This window comes from Dyadobacter sp. SRI_021, assembly GCF_057586235.1.
The window spans coordinates 641,614-661,765 of record NZ_JBYCZM010000004.1; the positions used below are offsets into that span (position 1 = coordinate 641,614).

A 20,152-nucleotide genomic window follows, 5' to 3' on the forward strand; every position below is an offset into this window, starting at 1 on the left:
GGTAATGCAAAAAGCACCGGGACGCTGGCCCGGTGCTTTTTTATTCGTCTTTGAAATATCTGACCAGTTTTACATGCGACTTCTCGAACCCCTCGCGCTGGTAGAACCTGTGCGCTTGCTCACGTGTAGCACGCGAAGTGACTTCCATTTGAATAGCCCCCTCTCCTTTTGCAAAAGCCGTGACATGCTCCATCAATGCTTTCCCTACCTGCCGCGAGCGATATTCCGGTTCTACATACATTTCCTGAATTTCGGAAACCAGCGCCGCGTGATGCAATAGCGGCTGAATATGGCAACTTACCATCCCAACAGGCTTCCCGTCCAATTCAGCTAGGAAGTAACTGATATTCGTACTTGCCACGTTGCGGTCAAATGCGGCATCAAATCCCGGCCGGCCAAGAACCATATTTTCGAGGCCGCATATCATATTATAAATGATCTCGCGGTCGGCGGCAGATGCGCGACGGATGCTAACTGGTGCGTGCACTTTGATAACGGTTGAGTTGAGTGGCACAAATTACACCGGGCAGTGTGGAAAGGCAAGAATGCGGGTTATTTCTCTGGCCAGATCACAGGGCCTTGCGCCCCCTTTCCCCGGACGGTACGCGTAAACTCCTGCATTTCTTCCTGCGTGAGCTTCGAAAGGTCTACGCGGGTGCCGTCGCAGCGATACACATCGCAAACGTTGCACGACATGTAGATCATTGTGTAATCGAAGACAATCTCGCCTTTCAGTTTCCCGACCGTAACCATGAGCGCCTGATCCTGCTTCTCGGCCTTCAAAGAGTCGATCTTCGCTTTCAGCCAGGGAAGGTTGCGGACCGGGTCCTTTACGCCGCAGACATCGAGTCTGGACGAAACTGTATCGTCTTTACAGGAAAGTATAAACGCCAGAAAAGAGAAGAGTAAAAGATTTTTCATGGGCAGGAATGAGTGTAGATGATTGGAAAAAAGAGACACTGCATTTACAGAAACAGTTGTAAAATACAAGCGATAGACTTTTGCCCGCAGCGAGGTTTATATTATTTTAACATTCGGTTACAAAATTTAAATTACATTTGAAAAAACTCTTCAATCCAACAAACAATGAAACAAATTATACTGACATTGGCGCTGGTTATATCTTTTCAGAGCCACGCACAAATTACTTTCATCCAAGACGACACTTCCTGGGAATCGCTTTCAAAAGCAGCAAAGAAAGAGCGGAAGCTCATTTTTATCCATCTCGAAGGCAACGAATGCGAACATTGCAACGAGGTTGCTTCCAAGGGTTTCAGCGGCACCGAACTCAAAGATATTTATCAAAAGAACTTTATTGCCATCCGCAGCAACGTCGCCTCTGAAAATGGTCGGAACCTGGCCGAAAAATTCGGGATCAAAGGTGCATTGGTTTCACTTTACGTGGATGCAGAAGGTAATATTCTCAACCGGTTTAACGGTTCTACAAGCAATTCGAACGCCTATCTCGAAAGTGCGCAGGTGGCGCTTAGCCGTAAAGGAAGCAAACAGTTGAGCGATTACGAGAAAGAATATAAAAGCGGTGAACGATCGGCTGCATTTTTAAAAGCATATATCCTGAAACGCCGCGAGGTGAATATGCCGACGAACGATTTGCTCGATGAATACGTGGGCAAGCTGCCTGTCGATTCAATAGCTAACTTTCAAGTCGTCAAATTCATTTATCAGCAAGGCCCGACGCTGGATAGCCGCGTATACAAAGTGGTTCAGGCGCTTGTGCCTCATAAGATGATCGACAGTTTGTACAAATCAGTCCCGTCTCACGAAGCATCCGGATTCAACAGCGCAATTATCGGCAATACCATGCGGAAAGCCGTAGAAACAAAAAGCCAGGAACTCGCTTACCAAAGTGCTTCTTTTCTACAAAATACCTATAATATGGACTTCGGCAAAGGCCGTGTGGCTTTTGAAAGGAATATGATTCACTTCTTTTTGGCGGTGAAAGACACGGCCGCCTATTTCCGCCACTGCCGCAATCTGATCCAGCAAAATCACCTGTGGCTTACCGTAGATTCACTGAGAAGAATGGATGAAGAAATGCTGAAAAAGAACCTGGCCGATCAGGCGCCGCTTGGCCCCGCCGGCGAAAAACAGGCAGTACGCTTTGCGCCACCCTCGCAATATTTCCATACCGAACTCAATAACCACGCCTGGAATTTCTACCAATTCAACAACAATCCACGCGACCTGGAAAATGCATTGATGTGGTCCAAAAAGTCGATGGAATGGCATGAAGACTTACGCCGTGATAAAAACCACTTGCCATTGGGTAATCCAGCTTACATTGACACTTACGCACACTTACTTTACAAACTGGGTCGAAAGAACGAGGCGATCGAATGGCAAACCAAAGCCGTCGAGGCACAAAAGGTGACCGGAATGTCGTGGGCTTCCATGGAAAAGGCTCTCAATGAAATGAAAGCAGGAACACTGAAATGGTAACGAAGGGCACCTCAACTGCCCTTTTTTATTTATACAAATGCACTTTCACCGGTAATCGCCCTGCCGACGATCAGCGAATTGATTTCCTTCGTCCCTTCGTAAGAGTAAATGGCTTCGGCATCGGCCACGAAGCGGGCAATGTCGTATTCGAGCAATATTCCATTGCCCCCGAACAGCTCACGCGCATGGTCCACGATGGAGCGCATACGTAAGGTACAGAACACCTTCGCGAGTGACGCGTGCTCATCGGCGAGGTCGCCCGCGTCCTGCAATTGCGACAGCCTGTAAACCATCGTTTGCATCGCCGTAAGATCGCCCAGCATTGTTACCAGCAGGTCTTGTACCAACTGAAAACCGGCTATCGGCCGGCCAAACTGCTTTCTTTCCATCGTGTATTTCAAAGCCAGCTCATATGCACCCCGCCCGCAGCCAACCGCCTGCCACGCTACCCCCGCGCGCGTCATGCGCAGGACACTGGCGGTATCTTTGAACGAGTTCGCATTTTGAAGCCGGTCGGCTTCGGGCACACGGCAATCCGTTAATGTGATCAGCGCATTTTGTACGGTACGCAGTGCCATTTTATCCTCCATTTTCTCGGCTTTGAAACCGGGGTTTTCTTTCCGTACGATAAATCCTTTCACCTGATTGTCGTCCACATTGCGTGCCCAGATAATCGTAATGTCCGAGAAAGTAGCATTACCTATCCACTTCTTTTGCCCGTTAATGATCCATTCGTCGCCCTCCCGCTTACAAGTAGTCGTCAGACCTCCTGCGGCTCCCGAACCGACCTCCGGCTCGGTAAGCCCGAAAGCGCCGATCAGCTCCATACGCTGCATTACAGGCAACCATTGCTGCTTCTGTTCCTCCGAACCGCACAGGTAAATCGAACCCATTGCAAGACCACTGTGCACACCGAAGAATGTAGAAATGGACGAATCGATGCGCGCCATTTCCATCGCTATAAACCCTTCCAACAACGCCGACCGCCCGGCACAGCCGTAGCCTTGGTAAGTAAGGCCGCAAATATTCAGCTTGGCCATCAGCGGTATGACATGCATCGGAAACTGCGCATTGTTCCAGTAATAGTTAGCAATCGGCTTGATTTCCGTTTCCATAAACTCCCGAACTTTGAGCTGAATTTCCCGTTCCTCGGGGTTGAGCGTCGCACCCAATTCATAAAAATCCCCATTCACGACGGGCGGCTCTTTCTTTTTACCTGAACCCGCTTGCATGAATTTCAGCATTTTGCCCAGGTCCTCTTCACTCATTTTAGAAACGACACCCATTAACTGGTTAAGGTCTACTTTCCGGGAGAGCTTCGCAACGGCTTCGATATCGACGGATTTGAGCAGGTCGCGTATCTGGGAAATGGATTTGAAAAGGTTCATCTGGGTTGTTGGATTGTGATTTGATAAAGAGTCGGGCCCGCAGGCCGTTCTACTGCACAATCTCAAAAAAGTAACGCCGGCAGGAATGGAATTTGTAAGTATCAGCCTAAACCAGAAAAACCATGAAAACGCAAACCAACAATGTGGAAGGCGGCTCTCCAAGCCATGGCGGGCCCAAAAGTAAATCGAAACAACGGGACGATAGCCGGAAACCTTCCGGGTTACTGAAACAGGAATCCATCCGAAAATCGGAAAAGATCAATATGACCCAAAAGAAAGGCTATAACGAAACACCTGAAACGGTTCCGGTAAAAGGCAAAAAGATCTGAACCGGGCTTATTTCATTGTTGCTTCCAATGCGGCCGCCAGATAAACCATCGGCGCATTCCAATTGATCGCAATCTCATTGGAGGCGTAGGAACAATCGTTGTCGGTAAAGGACTCGTCGGCAAATTTGTTCGGGTAGCCCGCGCATTTGTCTTGCTGGCCTGGATTCGGACCGCCGGAAAGCAACCCCGGTACCGGGTCCACGATTCCATCCGCTATGGAGATGCGTTGATGCGGATGCATGACACGCTTCGAGCCAAATCCCGTCAGGAAGCAATAGCCGGTTGCATTGCGGCCGAGCAGGTAATCAAGGTTGCCCAGGGCCGCATGGAGGTATTTCTTGTCTTTTGACAGGCGATAGGCATATAGCAATGCAATACCCTGGTTCGCCGCCACCGAGCTGCTTCCCCAGGCGTAATCCCGTGGGGTTTTACCCATTACCGTATGATAGGGTTGAGTTTCCAGGTTCCTCAGAAGGTCGTTTGCATAACTCAGGACATTTTTTCGTAGCGTATCGGCCTGCCCGGCAGGTAGTTTCACCGCTTCGTCAAAACGGAGCAATGTATAGTATCCCAATGTTTTTACCTGGCTCCACGTCGGTAAAGTCATAGGTTGATGCAATTCCAGACCGATCTTCTCAATGTATTCAGCCTTCCCCGTGGCGGCATACATTTCACACGCTGCCCAAATCCACTCGTCTTTCACAGAACGGTCGCCGTAAGTACCGGTAGCAACATCGGGATCAAATTCTTTATTCATCGCATCCTGGTTGTACATCACCGCGGGATGCTTTTCGGCCCATTGCCAACCCCTAACGGCCGACGTAATGCAGGAGTCAGCCAAGCCGGGGAATTTGTTATCGAAATTTTTGAATACCCGCGACGCCTGCGCCATCACGGCTACGAAATCTAGCGTTGCCGCGGTACTTTTCTGCACCACATAACGTGGATTTTTCGCAGCATCCGGCATGATCATTCCATCGAAACGTGGGTTGGTAAGCTTGTGGTAAACACCTCCATCAGCCGGATCCTGCATTGTAAGCATCCAGCGCAGGTTCCAGGCAACCTCATCGAGCAAATCGGGAACGCCATTATTGCTCTCGGGAATATTGGTGTTAAAATCTTCGAAATAAAGTGGATAATCTTCGTAAAGCGAAAGCAACGTTCCCATTGTAATGCCGGAATTGACGATGTATTTGTTATAGTCTCCGGCATCATACCAACCTCGTGGCGAAGAAATTACGGCATTCTCGGGCCGTCCGTCCGAAACCGCCGAAGCGTGGATAAGAACCCTTTCATCGGGATGCCCGGCCGGGCGTGCCCACTTGCCAGCATATTTTTCGGGGAGGTCGATGGAGGCACGCTGGTAATAAAAACCTTTCAATGCAGCCTCGGCAACGTTTCGATGGACATGATCGTTAATCCCGAATGCAGCCGATTTTCCCACTTCTGCGACTTCAATGACATAGGTTCCCGGCTTTCGCAACGCGCTGAAATCCGCCAAACGAGTGTGTTTTCCCGAATGCTGGCTCGTGCGCATTTCCCCGAGAGTCCCTTTTAAAGCAATTTTCCCTGACTTGGCCTCCTTTACTTCGAATCTACCGCCCGTTTCTGTCACAACAACCGCTATTTTGGGCGCAGTCGGATAAAACCCGACCTGATTCAACCGGACCGCGTCCGAATGCTGCGCGCAGGCAGGCGAGAAATACAAGCTAACAGCAGCCAGCAAAGCTGCGAAACGAGGGAGTAACTTCATTACACTCAGACAGATTTATTTCAAGACCACAAAGCCTCCCGACGGGCAACTTTACCTCAATCTTGTAATTCTTTTACGGGATGTTCGATATTGGTGCCCGTGATCACCAGGCGATGGTATTCGCCCCATTTGCGGAGTTCCTCAATCAGCGGCTCGAGCGTACGGGCATGTTCAGTGCGCTCGTACTCGATCACGGGCGGGAACGAATCGTATACCTTGCGCTCGACCAGCAGGTTCATTTCCAGCTCTTTCAGCTCCTTCGATAGCATACGCGGGGTAATATTCGGAATGGCGTTCTGCAACTCCATAAACCTCTTGCTGCCCAAGGCCATGGCAATAAGGATAGAAATCTTCCATTTACCGCTGATCACATCCAGCGCGTCCCGTACCGGCAGGATCATTTCCCGGCATTCGGGGTGGTTTTCTTTGAAATTTTCTTTCATAGTAGTACTCCTTCAAAACATTTAATCCACCTTCTTGGGCCCTACGGAGTCGTATACCACTACTTTTTCCCACAAATGAGCATAATGCTCTACAAAATCGAGGTGAATAGGGTGTGTCTGATAGATCTCTTCTTCAATGATATTCTTGAAAAAACACATCCACGAAATCGTGTAGTCTTTCACGATCACCGAACGATTGGTAACCGCCGGCTTTCCGATATGCACGTACTGGATCGTTGGAACCTTAGCCAGTTTATGTAATCCTTCCAGAAGCTGCGCCTCATGCTGGGCATTGTTGGGCTCTTTGAGGTAAAAGAAAACATGGTGAATAAATAGCTCCCTCGTCCTTTCGGGTTGGGCGATGACAGGGGAAACAGAGGCGAGTGAAGCCAATCCCGCATTTTGCAGGAACTTTCTTCTTGATTGATCTTCCATGATTGAGCGCAAGACGAACGGCGGAGCGTTTTCCGCGTTTTGGCTTCAAGGATAATGCTTATTTGCCCATTATCAAAACACAATGGCACTCGCGGATTGCATTTAAGACTAATCCAATAAAAATTAAAATTATTTTGACACAATATTAAAGGTAAACACGCCTTCTAGAAGTCTTTCTACTAAAACTACTCAATAAGCCCCCTATTATGAAAATCACTAAACGAGACCTAACCGTCGCCTCCCTCTCTATTTGTTGTACCTTGACCTGCATTATCGCCCAACCCAAAGGCAGCATCCTTGAATCAACCGCTTTCGACTGGAACAATATCGCCGTAAGAGGCACTGCCATCGGGTCTGTCAGGACGTTTTTCCGTTCCCCAACCGTTACGACTGACGAACTCGAATGTCACGTTACCACATTGAATCCCGGTGAAGCCGCACATGCGCCCCACAAACATCAGGAAGAAGAAGTAATTATTATCAAGGAAGGCACCGTGGAGGCGCTTGTCAATGGAGAAAGAAAAAAGGTAGGGCCCGGTTCCGTTATTTTCCAGGCATCCAACCAGATGCATACGCTTCGCAACGTAGGCAAAACACCGGCAACCTACCATGTGATTAGCTGGCATTCACCGGGGACGATGGAGCGTTAGGCTTTTTTCTTGAAAATGTGATCGGGGACCGGGTGTTTTTCGAGAAGCTCTTTCATTTTGGCAGCCTTTTTTTCGAAAAACTCTTTTTCGTTGGGTATGTGTCTCACCGGAGGACGACCGGGTTTTAATTCGTAGGTTTTGGTATCGGACATAGCTTCTTGCGTATAGTTTTTAACTAAGTTAATAATTTGCCTTTGAAAATCAAAAATGCCTTGTACGGAACACCGCCCCGAAATTCCTGCCACTCGCCCTTCCAGTTTTGATAGTTTCCAAGAGTATCTGGCGAAAGGTCCCGCTTTGCAATCAGTCCCGCGATTGAGTAGTCTGTCAATTGCGGCAAAACACGGTTGAGTCCCATTTGATACATTCTTGTTCTCGAAGGTGTGCTCCCGGAAGCGTAAAGGCTTACTCCTTCATGGCTGGCTAAAAAATCGAGCGCTATACGTGTCACGGTCGCAAGTATCGTTTGTGTGTCGCCATTCCTTAGCTCAACGAGATCATCCAGCCAATCGGATTCGGGATCAACCACTCCAAAGCCAAGATTATAAGAACGATATCCCATTTCTGCAAACTGTACACGCATCTCGAAAGTCCCATTTCGTCCAACGCTATAAAAGCGGTAGGTAGACTCATCCAGCTGATCGTACTCGTAACGTTCTAAGTTCATACTGACAGATTTTCAGGGTAAAAAAATAGCCAGCGAAAAGTCGCTGGCTACCCTTTCAATCTGCTATAATACAAACTATTCCGTCTTCGCGTAAGCGGCTGCGAGGTCGTTTAGCGCGGCATCTTTCAAATGCTCGGAAGCAATTACCAGACGGTAACGGAAGGTCGTAGATTCGCCCTTTTTCAGTTTGAAATTGAGTGTTTCCTTCCCGTCGCTGAGTGCTTTCATGCCTAGCGGGTTGACGGCAAACAAACCGTAACCTCTCGCGTGCCAGTAGGCGGGATAGCCAACATTTTTGGGATGGTCGATAATCGCAATGCTGATATTTTCGTCCTTGATTTTACCCGTCAGATTACACCAGATCGCGCGTTTGCCCCATACAGTTTCTCCTTCCACACCATTACTGTTCCGGTAATTGCCAGTAATACCTTCGTTGTTCAACGCAGGCACTTTGGTTGCAATACCAGCTGCATCGGTAAAGATTTCAGGCTTATTAGAAGGCAGTTCGAGTTCACGTGCTACACGGATCGCATACATGCCGTCTTTTACATCGGGCATATTTACTTCCGGCAACACCGCTGTGAGCGTGGTGCTCCGGTCGATAATGCGGGTATCGCCTTTGCCACTGAAAGTGTATTTGGTCACTTCTTTGAGGGTCAGGGTACCGTCTTTATCTACCCAATCGGCAGTGACGGTGAGCTCTCCCTTGTCTTTACCGCTCTTAATGGAAGTAATGCCGGTATGAATGATCGTCCCGTAAGCACGCTTCTCATGGTTTACTGCGTTGGAGTTGTTCCAATAGTCGTTGCCATTGACATCCTCATAGTTAAGCCAGATCCCCACGTGGTGCGGGTGGTCTACGCGCTCGCCCGCGCGAGGGTCCAGCGGCCAGCCACGGGTAATCACCGTGCCTTTGGCCGTCATTACCGGATAGAGTACCGCCTTTTTCAGCGTCTTTTCACCGGGATAATAATAGGTCGTGAACGGCTTTCCATCGACCTTTACTTCCACTTTTCTGTCCTTATCGTTCCTGACAAGGTCAACCTTCTGCGCAAATGCGCTTCCAGCAAAGGCAACGGCTGTCAGTGCCAAAGCAGTATGTTTTAAATTCACTGTTCGCTCTTTTAAAATGTTAGCTAAGCACGATTTCTTTTTTCTTCGGATCCCAGTTCACGCGTTTTCCGGTATGCAATGCCTGAGTAGCCATAATGTTAGCTACCGAGTGATTGAAACCTACGCGGGCAGGTGCGTTCGTTTCCTTGCGGCTACGGATACATTCCATCCAGTTACGCATGTGGAGCGAAGTCATCGGATCGGCACCGGTATTAGCGTCTGTCGCAATTTTCTCGCCGGTTTTCAAAGACATTTCCGGCAGCAAGTTCGCCTGCATGCCCATTCCTTTCGCATCTTTCTCTTTCAAGCCTCCTTCGGAAGTTATCTTGTTCGTATCGAGGTTGATCATACCTCCATTTGAAAAATAATATTCTTTCACGCCGCCTGCCTCGTTGTTGAAACGGGAAGAATAGATAACCTGGAAGCCTTTACTTTTGTCGTCGAAAGGACCGTATTCGAATGCAGCGCTGAAAGTGTCAACATTGGTACGACCGTCTTTCCATGTGTAAATACCACCGTTGGCTACCACATTACGCGGCGCATCGAGGCCTGAGAACCAGTGCACGGTATCGATCTGGTGAGCCATCCATTGCCCCGGGATACCTGAAGAATATGGATAGAACAGGCGGAATTCAAGGTAGTAACGTGGGTTCCACTCCACTTTCGGGCGGTTCATCAGGAAGCGGTCCCAATCGGTATCCTCTTTGCGGATTTGTGAAACGAGCTCCTTACGTCTCCAGCGGCCTGGCTGGTTTACGTTCCAGGTCATTTCCACCGTGGTGATATCCCCGAATTTACCGGATTTAATGTATTCATAAGCCGCCCAATAGTTGGGAGCGCTGCGGCGCTGCGAGCCCACTTGTACGATCTGTTTCGAAGCTTCCACCGCTTTCAATGCGACTTTCGCATCTTCCAGGGTTTCTGCAAACGGCTTTTCAACATACACATCACGGCCCGATTTCACCGCCTCTGCGCAATGCAATGCGTGCTGGAAGTCGGCGGTACTGATAATCACCGCGTCCACATCTTTGCGGCCTAACAATTCTTCGTTATTGCGAGCTTTCACGAATTCGCTGGCCGCATAGGGCTTCCCTTTCATGAATGCCTCCGCTTCGTCGCGGCGACGGTTCCAAAGGTCGGAAACACCCATAAACTCAAAGTTCAGTTCCTTGGCGTGATCCGAGAAGGAAGGTGCCAGCGAGCTGCGAAAACGGTCTGAAAAACCGATGATACCTACCCTTACACGATCATTGGCCCCCACGATACGGCGGTAGCTGGCCGCACTGAAAGCATTGGCGCCTACTGCGACACCCGCAGAAGCCAGTGCTGCATTTTTAAGAAAATCCCTTCTACTGGTCATGATATTGGATTTGAATAAAAGTTGATTTTTTGATTGCCTCCGGGTCAGATTTCCGGGCAATCGTCTGTAAATGTCGGACGCCCGTTTATCTACTGTAATTTTTTACCTTTTTTCCGCCAATTCGGGCTATTTGATTTCTTTTACTTTCAAGCTGCGGAAAAACACATTATCACCGTGGTCCTGCAACAACAAATTCCCCTCTTGCGATAACCCGAAACCTTCGAATTTGGCGAACTTTGAGCCCGCCACAAACTCCTTGAACTGCGGGGAACCTCGCACATATTCCACCACTTTATAGCCGTTCAGGAAATGCTGTACGGTACCGTCTTTCTGCACCACAATGCGGCCCTGGTTCCATTCTCCGATCTTTTTCACCGCATTCTTCGGCCGGTCCGCAGGGATCACATCGTAGAATGAAGCGATGGTACGGTTGCCATTCTTACCCAGTTTCGCGTCCGGGTGACGCTCGTCGTCGAGTACCTGATATTCACAGCCGATTCCCGATTTACCATTGGAATTGAATTTCTGATCTACAAAATATTTGACGCCGCTGTTAGCGCCCTCGGTAAGCTTAAACTCAAATTCATATTCGAATGCCGGTCCGTAAAGTTTGCGGGTAACAATGTCGTTGCCGGTTTCCGAGCCGTCCGACTTTGAAATCTGGATAGTACCGTCGTTATAGCTCCATCTTTTGGAAGGGAAATCGGTACCGCCGTAAGAACGCCACTGATCTGCCGATTTACCATCGTACAACAGCGAATACCCTTGCGCTTTTTCGGCGGGATCCAGATTATTCGGAATCAGGTTCACAATGCGAACATTGGTAGCCGGGCTCGGTTTCAGGTTCTTCGTTTTAATGCGGACATTCTTCCAGCTCACCTGTGTACCCTCCATTTCCTTGCTTCCGATCGCGTGCACCTGCAGGCATATGAAGCCTACGGGCGTCATGTCGTCTACCACGTGCGCGACAGGTACTCCGTTCAGAAACGTGCGGATCGAGTTACCGATCGCCTCGATGCGGTATTTGTTCCAGGCATCTCTTTTAAACGCTTTTTTGCCTTCCGGGTTCAGGTCGAGCGGGTATAGCCACCCGCGGCGGGCTTCATCGTAAATACCGGCGGAGTAAGCGCGGTCGCTCGGGTCGATCTCCACCTGATAGCCATGCACGCGACCATTCATATAGTCAGGTTTCGACAAGCTGCGGATCTGAATGCCCGAGTTCAGTTTATTATCGACTTTTACATCCAGTTCGAGGATAAAGTCGCCGTAATCTTTCTCGGTTGTGAGAAATGAATTGGGCGTACCCATCACGGAAGTACCCACGATAGCGCCATTTTTTACTTCATATTTGGCCTGGCCGTTGAGTTGCTTCCAGCCCGTCAGATCCTTGCCGTTGAAAAGGTCTACCCAGCCATCTTTCGATTTTTGAGCTTGAAGCGGAGCGCTGAGCAAAAACGCGGCCATGGCGACCAGCGGTAATCGGAATTTTTTCATTGTGCTGATTAAAATGATGTATAACTGAAAAATGCAAAAGGGCTTCCTATCTAATATCAGTTATTACATTTATAACGAAATATTAATAGGAATACCCCTACAAATACAGTTCGGACTACAATGGATATTTTAAAACCTCGGTGATGTACTTTTTATTGGTTTCGGCGCAAATCAATGGCGTTTTCTCGGGATCAGGAATCCCATCGAGCTCCACTACGGCCCAGCCTTTGAACTTTACTTTATCCAACGCCTTGAAAACCGCAGGTACATCCACCCTGCCCTGCCCCAGTTCCACAAACTTATAGCCGCTTTTGGTCTCGGCGGGTTTGGTATCTTTTAAATGCAGCGAATGCAGAATATCCTTGTACTTGATGATCGCCTCGTGTGGTTCGCCGCCCCCCTGCTTGTAATGCGCGATGTCCAGCAACAATTTGATGTAACGCGGGTCCATGGCCTGAACGATCACATCCACTTCCTCGGGAGTTTCACCGAGCTGGTTCATATGGTTATGGTATACGGCCTGCACGCCCAGGTCGGCGGTCTGCTTGCCGACCTCATTCATCACCTGCGCGAGTTTTTTCAGTTCTTCCACCGATGGAGCACGGTCTTTCGGACGAAGGCTGTTGGTCAGCTGCAGGGCGTTACCGCCCAATGCCTTCACAAAGCTTGCGTGCGCTACGTGTGTATCCACTGTACTTTGAAATTTAGCGGGGTCAATCTCGACATTACCGCTGGAAAACATACAGAGCGTCAGATTGTTCTTAATCAATGCCGCTTTCAATTCGGAAGGCTTGCTGCGATAGGGGGCGAAGGTATTCGCCCGTAGCTGAATGCCCTTGAAGCCCAACCCAGCCAGTTCGGCGATGGCCTGTTCGTCCTTCCCACCCCAGGTGATTGCAGAGTATCCGATTTTAATATCGCCTTTTTTTATAGCGGCTTCCAGCCAGCCGGTACCTGCGATGGTAGCGGCCATCGCAAGTGAAGTGTTTTGCAGAAAAATCCGTCTGTTCATTTCAGGTTTAGATTAATGTAAAAATCCATAACTCCAGACGACATAAAACAACAATGACCCGCTATTGACGGGTCATTGTGTACGAATTTATTTCGGTATCTCCGTTAGCGGAGGCACATTCTTCTCATACCCCGCATATCCCTTATTCTGATTGATCCTTCCCTGCGTGTTTCCGTCGATCGCGGATTGAGGGATGGGCCACAACACGTGGTAGGGACTCATGGTGTACTCGTCGGCGTGGCGCGTTTTGACACCCTTGTTGTAAAAATCGTTCTTCTCCATTATCCTGTCATAGAAGTAATTGTCGTCGGAGAATTTGTCCAGGGTATATGTTTTTCCGTTGGGCGCCGGCTTGCCGGTTTGTGCGAAAATATAGGCAATGCGCGTCAGCTCGGTCTTCCGCGGCTCTTCGAAATACAGCTCCCTTGCGCGCTCGTCGAGAATGGTACCGATATTGATCTTGCCTGCTGCAAGCGGAGCGCAGTTCGCGCGGGCACGCACAACATTCACATCTTCGGCTGCTTTCGCCAGATCCCCTTTCCACGCATACGCTTCTGCGCGCAGGAGGTACGTTTCCGCCAATCTGAACACATACCAATCGGTATTGCCGCCCTGAGGTTGTATGCGCAAGGGATCCTCGACAAATAACTTGTATTGCGGCCAGTCGAACCAGCAGCGTATGGTGTCGATCGTCAGTACAACTCCTTCCGCGTTTTTGAGCTGCAAGTTCTTGCCGTAATAACTGTCTTTATCTTGAACAAGCTTTGGATTGTTATATAAGATATCCTCCATGCGCATCCAATTCCCCGGCGCGTGGCGCAAGTCATTTTTGTCGTCCCAAATCTGGTTCTGCGAGTAATCGGTCGGACGTAAGCGTCCAATCCCCCGGCCATATTTCACAACCTGATCGATCTCGATGCCATAAGTGTCTATCGTACCCCGATTTCCAGCCGGCGTGTTAATGTTGTTAAACCAAAGCGGAACAGCGTTGCGCATAATAAGCATCCCCCCCTCGACATTTCCTTCGACATTCAACCGGTCGATCACCAGCATCAGACCTTCCGTATTCGCTGCAATGGCCTTGTTCTGAGGCCTGTGCAGGTCCCAGATCACGTTCCGGGTCGCGTCATTTGCAGTGGCTCCGAACCGGGAAGTCATCAGTTTGTGCGTACCTCCGTCGATCACATTCGTTGCAGATTTGATCGCGTCGTCAAACAGACCCAATGCAAGATTCACCTTCGTCAGCAAATGGCTCACCGAGCCTTTGTTTACGGTTCCCTTGTCGGTTACTGCCGGCACCCATTGCTCGGCGAATTCGAGGTCTTCCTTCATTTTTTTAAGGATTACCTCCCGTTTTGTGGTTTGAAAATCGAGTTTCGGACCGTTAATTTCTTTCAGGATCAATGGCACATCACCGAACTGCTGCGTCAGCCGGTAGTAGCGCGCAGCGCGGTGGAAATAGGCCGCTCCGAGTAATTCGTTTTTCTCCTGCTCGTTTTTGTAAGTAGGCAAATCAATGCGGGAAATGGCCGTGTTGGCATACTTAATCCCTTTATAGCCTTCCAGCCAATACCAGCCGATGCGATTGTAATCGATGTGGTTGAGTTGCGCATCGGGTGTAATAAGGAGGTTCAGGTTTTGCGCCGGGCCTGATTTGTCGGTCGTACCCTCTACGGCGATATCCGAGAAAATCGATTCGGTAATCATCGGCATTGCGTCGCCATACCATTCCAGCCGAAGGTTGCGCTCACAAGCGACGAGCGTCGCTTTCAACCCGCCAAGATCTTTGAATGTCAGGTCCGGCTCATAAAACGAAAGCGGTTCGGGTTTCAGCCACGTTTCCTTGCAGGACGTAATCGCCGTCCCTGCGCCCACCAGGATCAATGCCAGTATATATTTTGAAGTTTGATTAAACATAATCCATGCAGTTTTGTGTGATAGTGATTACAGGGTAATGTCCAGCCCGATCGTATAAATGCGTGGGCTCGGTACCGATGTGGCTAAGCTATTGTTAGTTGTTCCGTTCGTGCCATTTTCGGGGTCCCAGAAATTCCATTGCGGTGCCCAGAAGCCGATGTTGCGGACATTACCATAAATGCGCAGATTTTGAACGGCCACTTTCTGCGAAACGGCTTTCGGCACAGTGTAAGCCACGGAAAGGTTTTCAAACCGGACAAATGATTTGCTTCTGTAAACCGCATAACCCGTTGCCGACCCCTCGCTGGAATACAATCTCGCCCATTCGTTCTGCCGGTTTTGCTCGGTCCAGTAAGGGAACACGTAGGAACTGGTGCGGTCCACGAAGCCATCGCGGTTTTTCATCTGGTTAAAAGTCCCTTTCTGTCCCCAGTAGGAATAGATCATAAACGAAACATCCAGGCTTTTGAAGAGTTTGAACTCGTTGCGGAATGTCCACCGGAAACGCGGGGAAGTGTAACCCAGAAACTCCTTGTCGTCGTTGGTAAACTTGCCGTCGTTGTTCACATCTTTCAGCTTGAAATCTCCCGGTTTTACACCGTATTTGGCAGCTTCGGCTTCCTCCTCTTTCTGCCAGACACCCAGGATGCGGTAGTTCCAGATTTCGTCGAGCGCATGACCAATAAACCAGCGGTTGGTAACATCATCGGCTTCTCTGCGGCCGGTTATCTTGCCATTACTGTCTTTGATGTCAACCATATTGCCGTACAAATGCACGATTTTGTTGCGGTTGAGCTGGAAATTGAATGTGCTGCGCCACGTAAAGTTTTCACGCCGCATATTATTCGTGTTCAAGCTGATTTCCAGCCCTTTGTTCCGCACTTCGCCCAGGTTATCCCAAACGTTGTCAAATCCCAGCACATTGGGTAATGCACGCTTCACGAGCAAGTCCTTGGTGGTCGATTTGTAAAACTCGACGTTCCCCTCTACCAGGTTGTTGAACAATGCGAAGTCAAGTCCAACATTCAATGCATTTGTCTTCTCCCATTTCAAATTCGGGTTTGCCATCCGGCTTACGTAGAGTTGACTAACCTGATACACAGTGCCATCCGGTTTCACATGCAGGTATTTGCCGCTAGCGAGGTCGGCCAGGGCGTCGTAGCGCGGGATGTCGCGGTTGCCGTTGTTTCCGTACGAAAGCCGCAGTTTTCCATAGCTGAGCCATTTAGAGTGCAGGAACCCTTCGTCCGTAAACACCCACCCCACGGCCGCAGACGAAAATACAGCCCGCGGATTCTTCTGCCCGAAAGCGGAGTAGCCATCCCGCCGGCTCGACAGTGTCAGCATGTATTTGTCCTTGAACGAATAGAACAGGCGCGCCATCAACGCATCGCCGGTGCTGGTCTGGTCATCGGTATAGACCACCGGCAAGCCGCCTGCCTGGATATTATGATACCCGAGAACGTCCGTCGGGGCAAAGCCTTTGTTGGAAATACTGTCGCGCCAGCTTTTGAAGCGTTCGGCATTCGCCAGGAAAGTAAGGTCAATCTGATGCTTTCCGGCGATCGTCTTGTTCCATTTAAGGATATTGTCGACCTGCCAGTTGAACACGGTCGAGTCCTTGCGCGAGGCCCGGCCACCCTCGGCAGCCCATTCGGCGTGCTTGGCGGATTCGGCATTATAGCGGTGTGTATAGTCGAAACGGGGCGTAAAATTGATTTGATAAGTAAACCCGAGAGGCAGGCCTACTTTGGCGAACAAAACGGAATTCAATGTTTGGGCACCCTGGTCGCGACTGATAAACTGGCGGGCATAGTAAGGATGATTGCCACCGCTGGCCTCTCCATTGGGTCGCCAGGCATAATTGCCGTTTGCATCGAATTCCGAACCCCAGGGCGAAATTGTCCGCGCCAGATCGTAGTTGACAGGTACCTGGCTTTCGTCGCGCCGCGCAAATTGCGTGTTCATTCCCACCGACAAATGTTTGTTCACTTTACCTTCAAGGTTCAGGCGTGCGCGGACAGTACTGTATTTGTCACCTACGATAATGCCTTCATTATTCAGGTAACCCAAAGACATATAATAGGAAACGCGGTCGTTGCGCCCGGAAAGGCTTACAGTATGATCTTGCCTGAAACCTTTCTGAAATACTTTGGAATACCAGTCCACACTTTTGCCATCCTTGTAATTCTGGATTTCGATGGGTTGCATGCCCAGTCGCTGAAGCCAAACCGTCGTCGGATCGCCCGTGGAGCCGTCGTAGGCCAGCCATTGGTCGAGGGTTACACCGGCTGGAAGATGATTCGGATCGGCGAAGCGCGCAGGCTCGGCCGTGGCATTGATATTCCGCATTACTTCCTGCCGCCAACTGATGAATCCCTGCGGACTGAGCACCGGCTGGTTCCTGGCTACTTCCGCGAACCCGAAATTACTGTTGATATTGATGACCGGCTTGCCTTCCTTCCCTCTTTTGGTTGTGATGAGGATAACGCCGCTGGCCGCCTTAGCCCCGAATACAGATGAGGAGCTTGCGTCTTTCAAGACATCAATCGTCTCGATATCATTGGGATTGACATCTTCCAAACCACCATTGTAAATCGTACCGTCGAGTACGATCAACGGGGTGGAACCTGCATTGATAGAATTCTGCCCCCGCACCGAGACACTCCCGCCGCCTTTAGCCGAGGTCGAAAACCCGACATTCATACCCGGTACATTCCCCCGCAAGACATCCTGTACCGACTGCGGGTTCTCGTTTTCAAGCCGGGTCGCGTTCACCTGTGACACGGCGCCTGTGAGGTCCCGTTTCTTCTGTGTTCCGTAGCCGACCACTACGACTTCGTTCAGCGTTTTCAGATCCGTGGCCAGCGAAATGTCTAGGACACTCGCATTACCCGTTTCCTGCTCCTGCGTGACATAACCGACGGCCGAAAATACCAATACCGCCGAGTTACCGGCGATCTCGATCGTGTACTTGCCATCTGCATTGGTTGTCGTGCCCTGGTTGGTTCCTTTGACAACGACCGTTACACCTGGAATAGGCGTATTTCCTTCTTTGGCCAAGACGGTACCGGTAATGGTTTTCTCGGCTCGCATTACATGGCCAAGCTCCGCGACCGGGTTCGCGACGACACTGGCGCACAGCAACGGGTACATGCATATCGCACAAATGCATGCTCCGATCGCGCGTCGCAAGGAGGTGAAAAATCCTTTTGTGATGTGCATAGGTAAGTGGATTAAGATGATGTTATAGGTGAAATATACCACCCTGACGCCACCGATTCCAGCCCGCCCGCACGCAGAATAAGTCCTAATTTTCAGCCGGATAATACCATTGATTCTTCGGTAGCTTTTTTTTTAGAGCCCCCTCTCAAAAACAAAAGAGGATGGCGGCACAAGGCAACCATCCTCTTGATCTGCTATTTTCGAAACCGATCAGTATCCAGGGTTCTGAGGGAACACCGACTTGCCGTCAGATGTTTTCGCGCTCCGGTCAATCTGTGTCTGAGGGATCGGTCTCACCACATGGTAGGCCTGGATCGCAGAAGCTTGCGGGTTATATTTTTTCACTCTTTCCACAAGCAGTCCCCAGCGTTTGAGGTCTACCCAACGGGTTTGCTCACCGGCCAGCTCCCGTGCACGCTCCTCGATGATCGTCTCCATCGTAAGGTCTTTGGCGTCGATCAGCATTTTGTCCTTTTTACCCGGCCAGCCCGCACGGTATCTTACCATATTAATCGCTTCGGCAGCGCCAGCTTTATCGCCCGATTGCAGCAATGCCTCGGCAAGCATCAGATAAACGTCCGCCAGACGCACTACGTAATAGTCGCGGCTTCCTTGTTCATAAGTCATGTCAGGGCGTTTTGAATCGAAGAACTTCTGCAAGGTTGGGAATAAGGCTTCCGAATATTTGCTGGGTACAAGCACCTGGTATTTTTTCGTGGCGCGTACCTCTTTGGTCATTTCATAGCCCGGAATAAAGATCGCCGTATCGCCGGCAGCAAACGTCACCTTTGTTTTGGAATCATCGAATGACGCCGCATTGTAGGTTCCGGGGTTGTTGGACAACCATGTGTCGCGGAAAGTCTTTTTGTAGCGCGAGTCGTTGACGCGATCGGCGAAGACGGTATTGAGCAGGTATTCGGTCGGTCTCAGACGTTTGAAGGGGCGGCCCCAATAAACGTCCCGCTTCATGCCCGGCTGCACATCGTACTGCATCCCGAAATAGAGGTGCAAGCTGTTGCCGGTTCCGTTCGTCAAAGGGTCGGTAGTGTATTGTACTGCAAATACGACCTCGCTATGGTTCTGGTTGTTTTCATCGAATACAGCCGAGAAATCGTCGAGCAGTTTGTAACCATATTTGGTAGAAACCTCTTTTAAAAGATCGGCAGCCTTGGTAAAATCGTCTGCCGCTTTTTCTGTTGAATACGCTTTGGCCAGATACACTTTCGCCAGCAACGCCTGTGCGTGAGGCTTGGTAGCGCGGCCATAATCGCTGGACTGTGCTTTTGCTTCCAGATCGTTAACCGCATCACTCAGATCCTTTATGATCGCCGCATACATTTCCGCATCGGTTGCACGCTTGGTTTCCTTGGTAGGAACCAAAGTTTCAGTCAGGCGAAGATCAACGCCACCATATTGCTGGTGCAAGAGATAGTAGTAATGCCCGCGCAGGAATTTGGCTTCGGCAACACGCAGTTTCTTTACATTATCTGCAACACCGGTCACATTCGGGGCGCGTTCGATCACCGCATTACAGGTGTTAATACCTCTGTAAAGCTCGTCCCAGGTCGTTGCCAGGTAATCTACGGTCGGGTTCAGCTGGCCGTCATAGAAATGGAAGCCTTTATAACCGCCATCAGCACCTGTTGCATAGATATCCGTACCATATTCGGTCAAAGTCAGCCCCTGCTGGGTTGCGTAGTAAAAACGCAGCGACGAGTACGCCGCTTTCACCCCATCTTCAAATCCCTTAGCGGTGTTCAAATAGTCGTTACCGACACCGGAGATGATCTTCTCGTCGAGCACATCCTTACACCCCTGCCCTGCGAGCATCAATGCTGCCATACCGCACACCACAATCGATTTTCTTATATTTTTCATTTGTCAGTATCTTTTTAAAATTTCAAAA

General features: G+C 49.9%; 18 protein-coding genes. 3 read left to right on the forward strand and 15 right to left on the reverse strand.

Annotated elements, in window-relative coordinates; genetic code table 11:
* Positions 1 to 40 precede the first annotated feature (40 nt).
* Together AC2YIT_RS15640 and AC2YIT_RS15645 are read right to left on the reverse strand one after the other, a co-directional pair.
* The gene (locus AC2YIT_RS15640; protein ID WP_487279760.1) at positions 41 to 487 is read right to left on the reverse strand and encodes a GNAT family N-acetyltransferase; all 447 of its coding nucleotides are present in this window, start codon (positions 485 to 487) and stop codon (positions 41 to 43) included.
* A 65-nt stretch (positions 488 to 552) separates the two neighbouring features.
* The gene (locus tag AC2YIT_RS15645) at positions 553 to 921 is read right to left on the reverse strand and encodes a hypothetical protein (RefSeq protein ID WP_487279761.1); all 369 of its coding nucleotides are present in this window, start codon (positions 919 to 921) and stop codon (positions 553 to 555) included.
* A gap of 165 nt (positions 922 to 1,086) precedes the next feature.
* Between AC2YIT_RS15645 and AC2YIT_RS15650 the strand changes: the two genes are divergently transcribed.
* Positions 1,087 to 2,460, forward strand: a complete 1,374-nt coding sequence (locus AC2YIT_RS15650; RefSeq protein WP_487279762.1) for a thioredoxin family protein — start codon at positions 1,087 to 1,089, stop codon at positions 2,458 to 2,460.
* A 29-nt stretch (positions 2,461 to 2,489) separates the two neighbouring features.
* Here AC2YIT_RS15650 and AC2YIT_RS15655 read toward each other — a convergent pair whose 3' ends face one another.
* Positions 2,490 to 3,848 carry an acyl-CoA dehydrogenase family protein gene (locus AC2YIT_RS15655; protein WP_430845464.1) on the reverse strand — a complete coding sequence of 453 codons (1,359 nt, stop codon included), beginning with the start codon at positions 3,846 to 3,848 and terminating at the stop codon, positions 2,490 to 2,492.
* 122 nt (positions 3,849 to 3,970) lie between these two features.
* On the opposite strand from AC2YIT_RS15655, the gene AC2YIT_RS15660 reads away from it, so the two are divergent.
* The gene (locus AC2YIT_RS15660; protein ID WP_430845463.1) at positions 3,971 to 4,177 is read left to right on the forward strand and encodes a hypothetical protein; all 207 of its coding nucleotides are present in this window, start codon (positions 3,971 to 3,973) and stop codon (positions 4,175 to 4,177) included.
* 7 nt (positions 4,178 to 4,184) lie between these two features.
* Here the strand turns inward: AC2YIT_RS15660 and AC2YIT_RS15665 are convergent, their stop codons facing one another.
* The 3 genes from AC2YIT_RS15665 to AC2YIT_RS15675 are packed head-to-tail and all read right to left on the reverse strand — an operon-like array spanning position 4,185 to position 6,808.
* The gene (locus tag AC2YIT_RS15665) at positions 4,185 to 5,930 is read right to left on the reverse strand and encodes a glycoside hydrolase family 9 protein (RefSeq protein ID WP_487279763.1); all 1,746 of its coding nucleotides are present in this window, start codon (positions 5,928 to 5,930) and stop codon (positions 4,185 to 4,187) included.
* Between the two features lie 56 nt (positions 5,931 to 5,986).
* Complete coding sequence (locus AC2YIT_RS15670) at positions 5,987 to 6,373, reverse strand: winged helix-turn-helix transcriptional regulator (RefSeq protein WP_430845461.1); 387 nt, start codon at positions 6,371 to 6,373, stop codon at positions 5,987 to 5,989.
* Positions 6,374 to 6,394: 21 nt separating this feature from the next.
* On the reverse strand, positions 6,395 to 6,808 hold the full coding sequence (locus AC2YIT_RS15675) for a Dabb family protein (protein ID WP_430845460.1): 414 nt from the start codon (positions 6,806 to 6,808) through the stop codon (positions 6,395 to 6,397).
* 206 nt (positions 6,809 to 7,014) lie between these two features.
* On the opposite strand from AC2YIT_RS15675, the gene AC2YIT_RS15680 reads away from it, so the two are divergent.
* The gene (locus tag AC2YIT_RS15680; protein ID WP_430845459.1) at positions 7,015 to 7,458 is read left to right on the forward strand and encodes a cupin domain-containing protein; all 444 of its coding nucleotides are present in this window, start codon (positions 7,015 to 7,017) and stop codon (positions 7,456 to 7,458) included.
* Here the strand turns inward: AC2YIT_RS15680 and AC2YIT_RS15685 are convergent.
* The 9 genes from AC2YIT_RS15685 to AC2YIT_RS15725 form a co-directional block, all read right to left on the reverse strand.
* Positions 7,455 to 7,610: a hypothetical protein gene (locus AC2YIT_RS15685; RefSeq protein ID WP_430845458.1), complete on the reverse strand. Its 156-nt coding sequence runs from the start codon at positions 7,608 to 7,610 to the stop codon at positions 7,455 to 7,457. The two genes, AC2YIT_RS15680 and AC2YIT_RS15685, sit on opposite strands and share 4 nt — an antisense overlap.
* A 23-nt stretch (positions 7,611 to 7,633) precedes the next feature.
* A complete protein-coding gene (locus AC2YIT_RS15690) occupies positions 7,634 to 8,125 on the reverse strand; it encodes a DUF6934 family protein (RefSeq protein WP_430845457.1) in 492 nt (163 codons plus the stop codon).
* 75 nt (positions 8,126 to 8,200) lie between these two features.
* Positions 8,201 to 9,217: a DUF6807 domain-containing protein gene (locus AC2YIT_RS15695; RefSeq protein ID WP_487279764.1), complete on the reverse strand. Its 1,017-nt coding sequence runs from the start codon at positions 9,215 to 9,217 to the stop codon at positions 8,201 to 8,203.
* 40 nt (positions 9,218 to 9,257) lie between these two features.
* On the reverse strand, positions 9,258 to 10,598 hold the full coding sequence (locus tag AC2YIT_RS15700) for a Gfo/Idh/MocA family oxidoreductase (RefSeq protein WP_487279765.1): 1,341 nt from the start codon (positions 10,596 to 10,598) through the stop codon (positions 9,258 to 9,260).
* Positions 10,599 to 10,724: 126 nt separating this feature from the next.
* Entirely contained in the window at positions 10,725 to 12,092 is a 1,368-nt protein-coding gene (locus AC2YIT_RS15705; protein ID WP_430845455.1) for a 3-keto-disaccharide hydrolase, read from the reverse strand.
* A 115-nt stretch (positions 12,093 to 12,207) separates the two neighbouring features.
* Positions 12,208 to 13,104: a sugar phosphate isomerase/epimerase family protein gene (locus tag AC2YIT_RS15710; RefSeq protein WP_487279766.1), complete on the reverse strand. Its 897-nt coding sequence runs from the start codon at positions 13,102 to 13,104 to the stop codon at positions 12,208 to 12,210.
* Between the two features lie 87 nt (positions 13,105 to 13,191).
* A complete protein-coding gene (locus AC2YIT_RS15715) occupies positions 13,192 to 15,021 on the reverse strand; it encodes a RagB/SusD family nutrient uptake outer membrane protein (RefSeq protein WP_487279767.1) in 1,830 nt (609 codons plus the stop codon).
* Between the two features lie 27 nt (positions 15,022 to 15,048).
* The gene (locus AC2YIT_RS15720; RefSeq protein ID WP_487279768.1) at positions 15,049 to 18,246 is read right to left on the reverse strand and encodes a SusC/RagA family TonB-linked outer membrane protein; all 3,198 of its coding nucleotides are present in this window, start codon (positions 18,244 to 18,246) and stop codon (positions 15,049 to 15,051) included.
* Between the two features lie 210 nt (positions 18,247 to 18,456).
* On the reverse strand, positions 18,457 to 20,124 hold the full coding sequence (locus AC2YIT_RS15725; protein WP_430845451.1) for a RagB/SusD family nutrient uptake outer membrane protein: 1,668 nt from the start codon (positions 20,122 to 20,124) through the stop codon (positions 18,457 to 18,459).
* Between the last annotated feature and the right edge of the window lie 28 nt (positions 20,125 to 20,152).

Bases quoted from the DNA above. Each gene is read 5' to 3' on its own strand.
- AC2YIT_RS15715 (WP_487279767.1), bottom strand. From the start codon at position 15,021: ATGTTTAATCAAACTTCAAAATATATACTGGCATTGATCCTGGTGGGC.
- AC2YIT_RS15680 (WP_430845459.1), top strand. From the start codon at position 7,015: ATGAAAATCACTAAACGAGACCTAACCGTCGCCTCCCTCTCTATTTGT.
- AC2YIT_RS15670 (WP_430845461.1), bottom strand. From the start codon at position 6,373: ATGAAAGAAAATTTCAAAGAAAACCACCCCGAATGCCGGGAAATGATC.
- AC2YIT_RS15720 (WP_487279768.1), bottom strand. From the start codon at position 18,246: ATGCACATCACAAAAGGATTTTTCACCTCCTTGCGACGCGCGATCGGA.
- AC2YIT_RS15710 (WP_487279766.1), bottom strand. From the start codon at position 13,104: ATGAACAGACGGATTTTTCTGCAAAACACTTCACTTGCGATGGCCGCT.
- AC2YIT_RS15700 (WP_487279765.1), bottom strand. From the start codon at position 10,598: ATGACCAGTAGAAGGGATTTTCTTAAAAATGCAGCACTGGCTTCTGCG.
- AC2YIT_RS15675 (WP_430845460.1), bottom strand. From the start codon at position 6,808: ATGGAAGATCAATCAAGAAGAAAGTTCCTGCAAAATGCGGGATTGGCT.
- AC2YIT_RS15650 (WP_487279762.1), top strand. From the start codon at position 1,087: ATGAAACAAATTATACTGACATTGGCGCTGGTTATATCTTTTCAGAGC.
- AC2YIT_RS15725 (WP_430845451.1), bottom strand. From the start codon at position 20,124: ATGAAAAATATAAGAAAATCGATTGTGGTGTGCGGTATGGCAGCATTG.
- AC2YIT_RS15685 (WP_430845458.1), bottom strand. From the start codon at position 7,610: ATGTCCGATACCAAAACCTACGAATTAAAACCCGGTCGTCCTCCGGTG.
- AC2YIT_RS15645 (WP_487279761.1), bottom strand. From the start codon at position 921: ATGAAAAATCTTTTACTCTTCTCTTTTCTGGCGTTTATACTTTCCTGT.
- AC2YIT_RS15705 (WP_430845455.1), bottom strand. From the start codon at position 12,092: ATGAAAAAATTCCGATTACCGCTGGTCGCCATGGCCGCGTTTTTGCTC.
- AC2YIT_RS15655 (WP_430845464.1), bottom strand. From the start codon at position 3,848: ATGAACCTTTTCAAATCCATTTCCCAGATACGCGACCTGCTCAAATCC.
- AC2YIT_RS15660 (WP_430845463.1), top strand. From the start codon at position 3,971: ATGAAAACGCAAACCAACAATGTGGAAGGCGGCTCTCCAAGCCATGGC.
- AC2YIT_RS15665 (WP_487279763.1), bottom strand. From the start codon at position 5,930: ATGAAGTTACTCCCTCGTTTCGCAGCTTTGCTGGCTGCTGTTAGCTTG.
- AC2YIT_RS15690 (WP_430845457.1), bottom strand. From the start codon at position 8,125: ATGAACTTAGAACGTTACGAGTACGATCAGCTGGATGAGTCTACCTAC.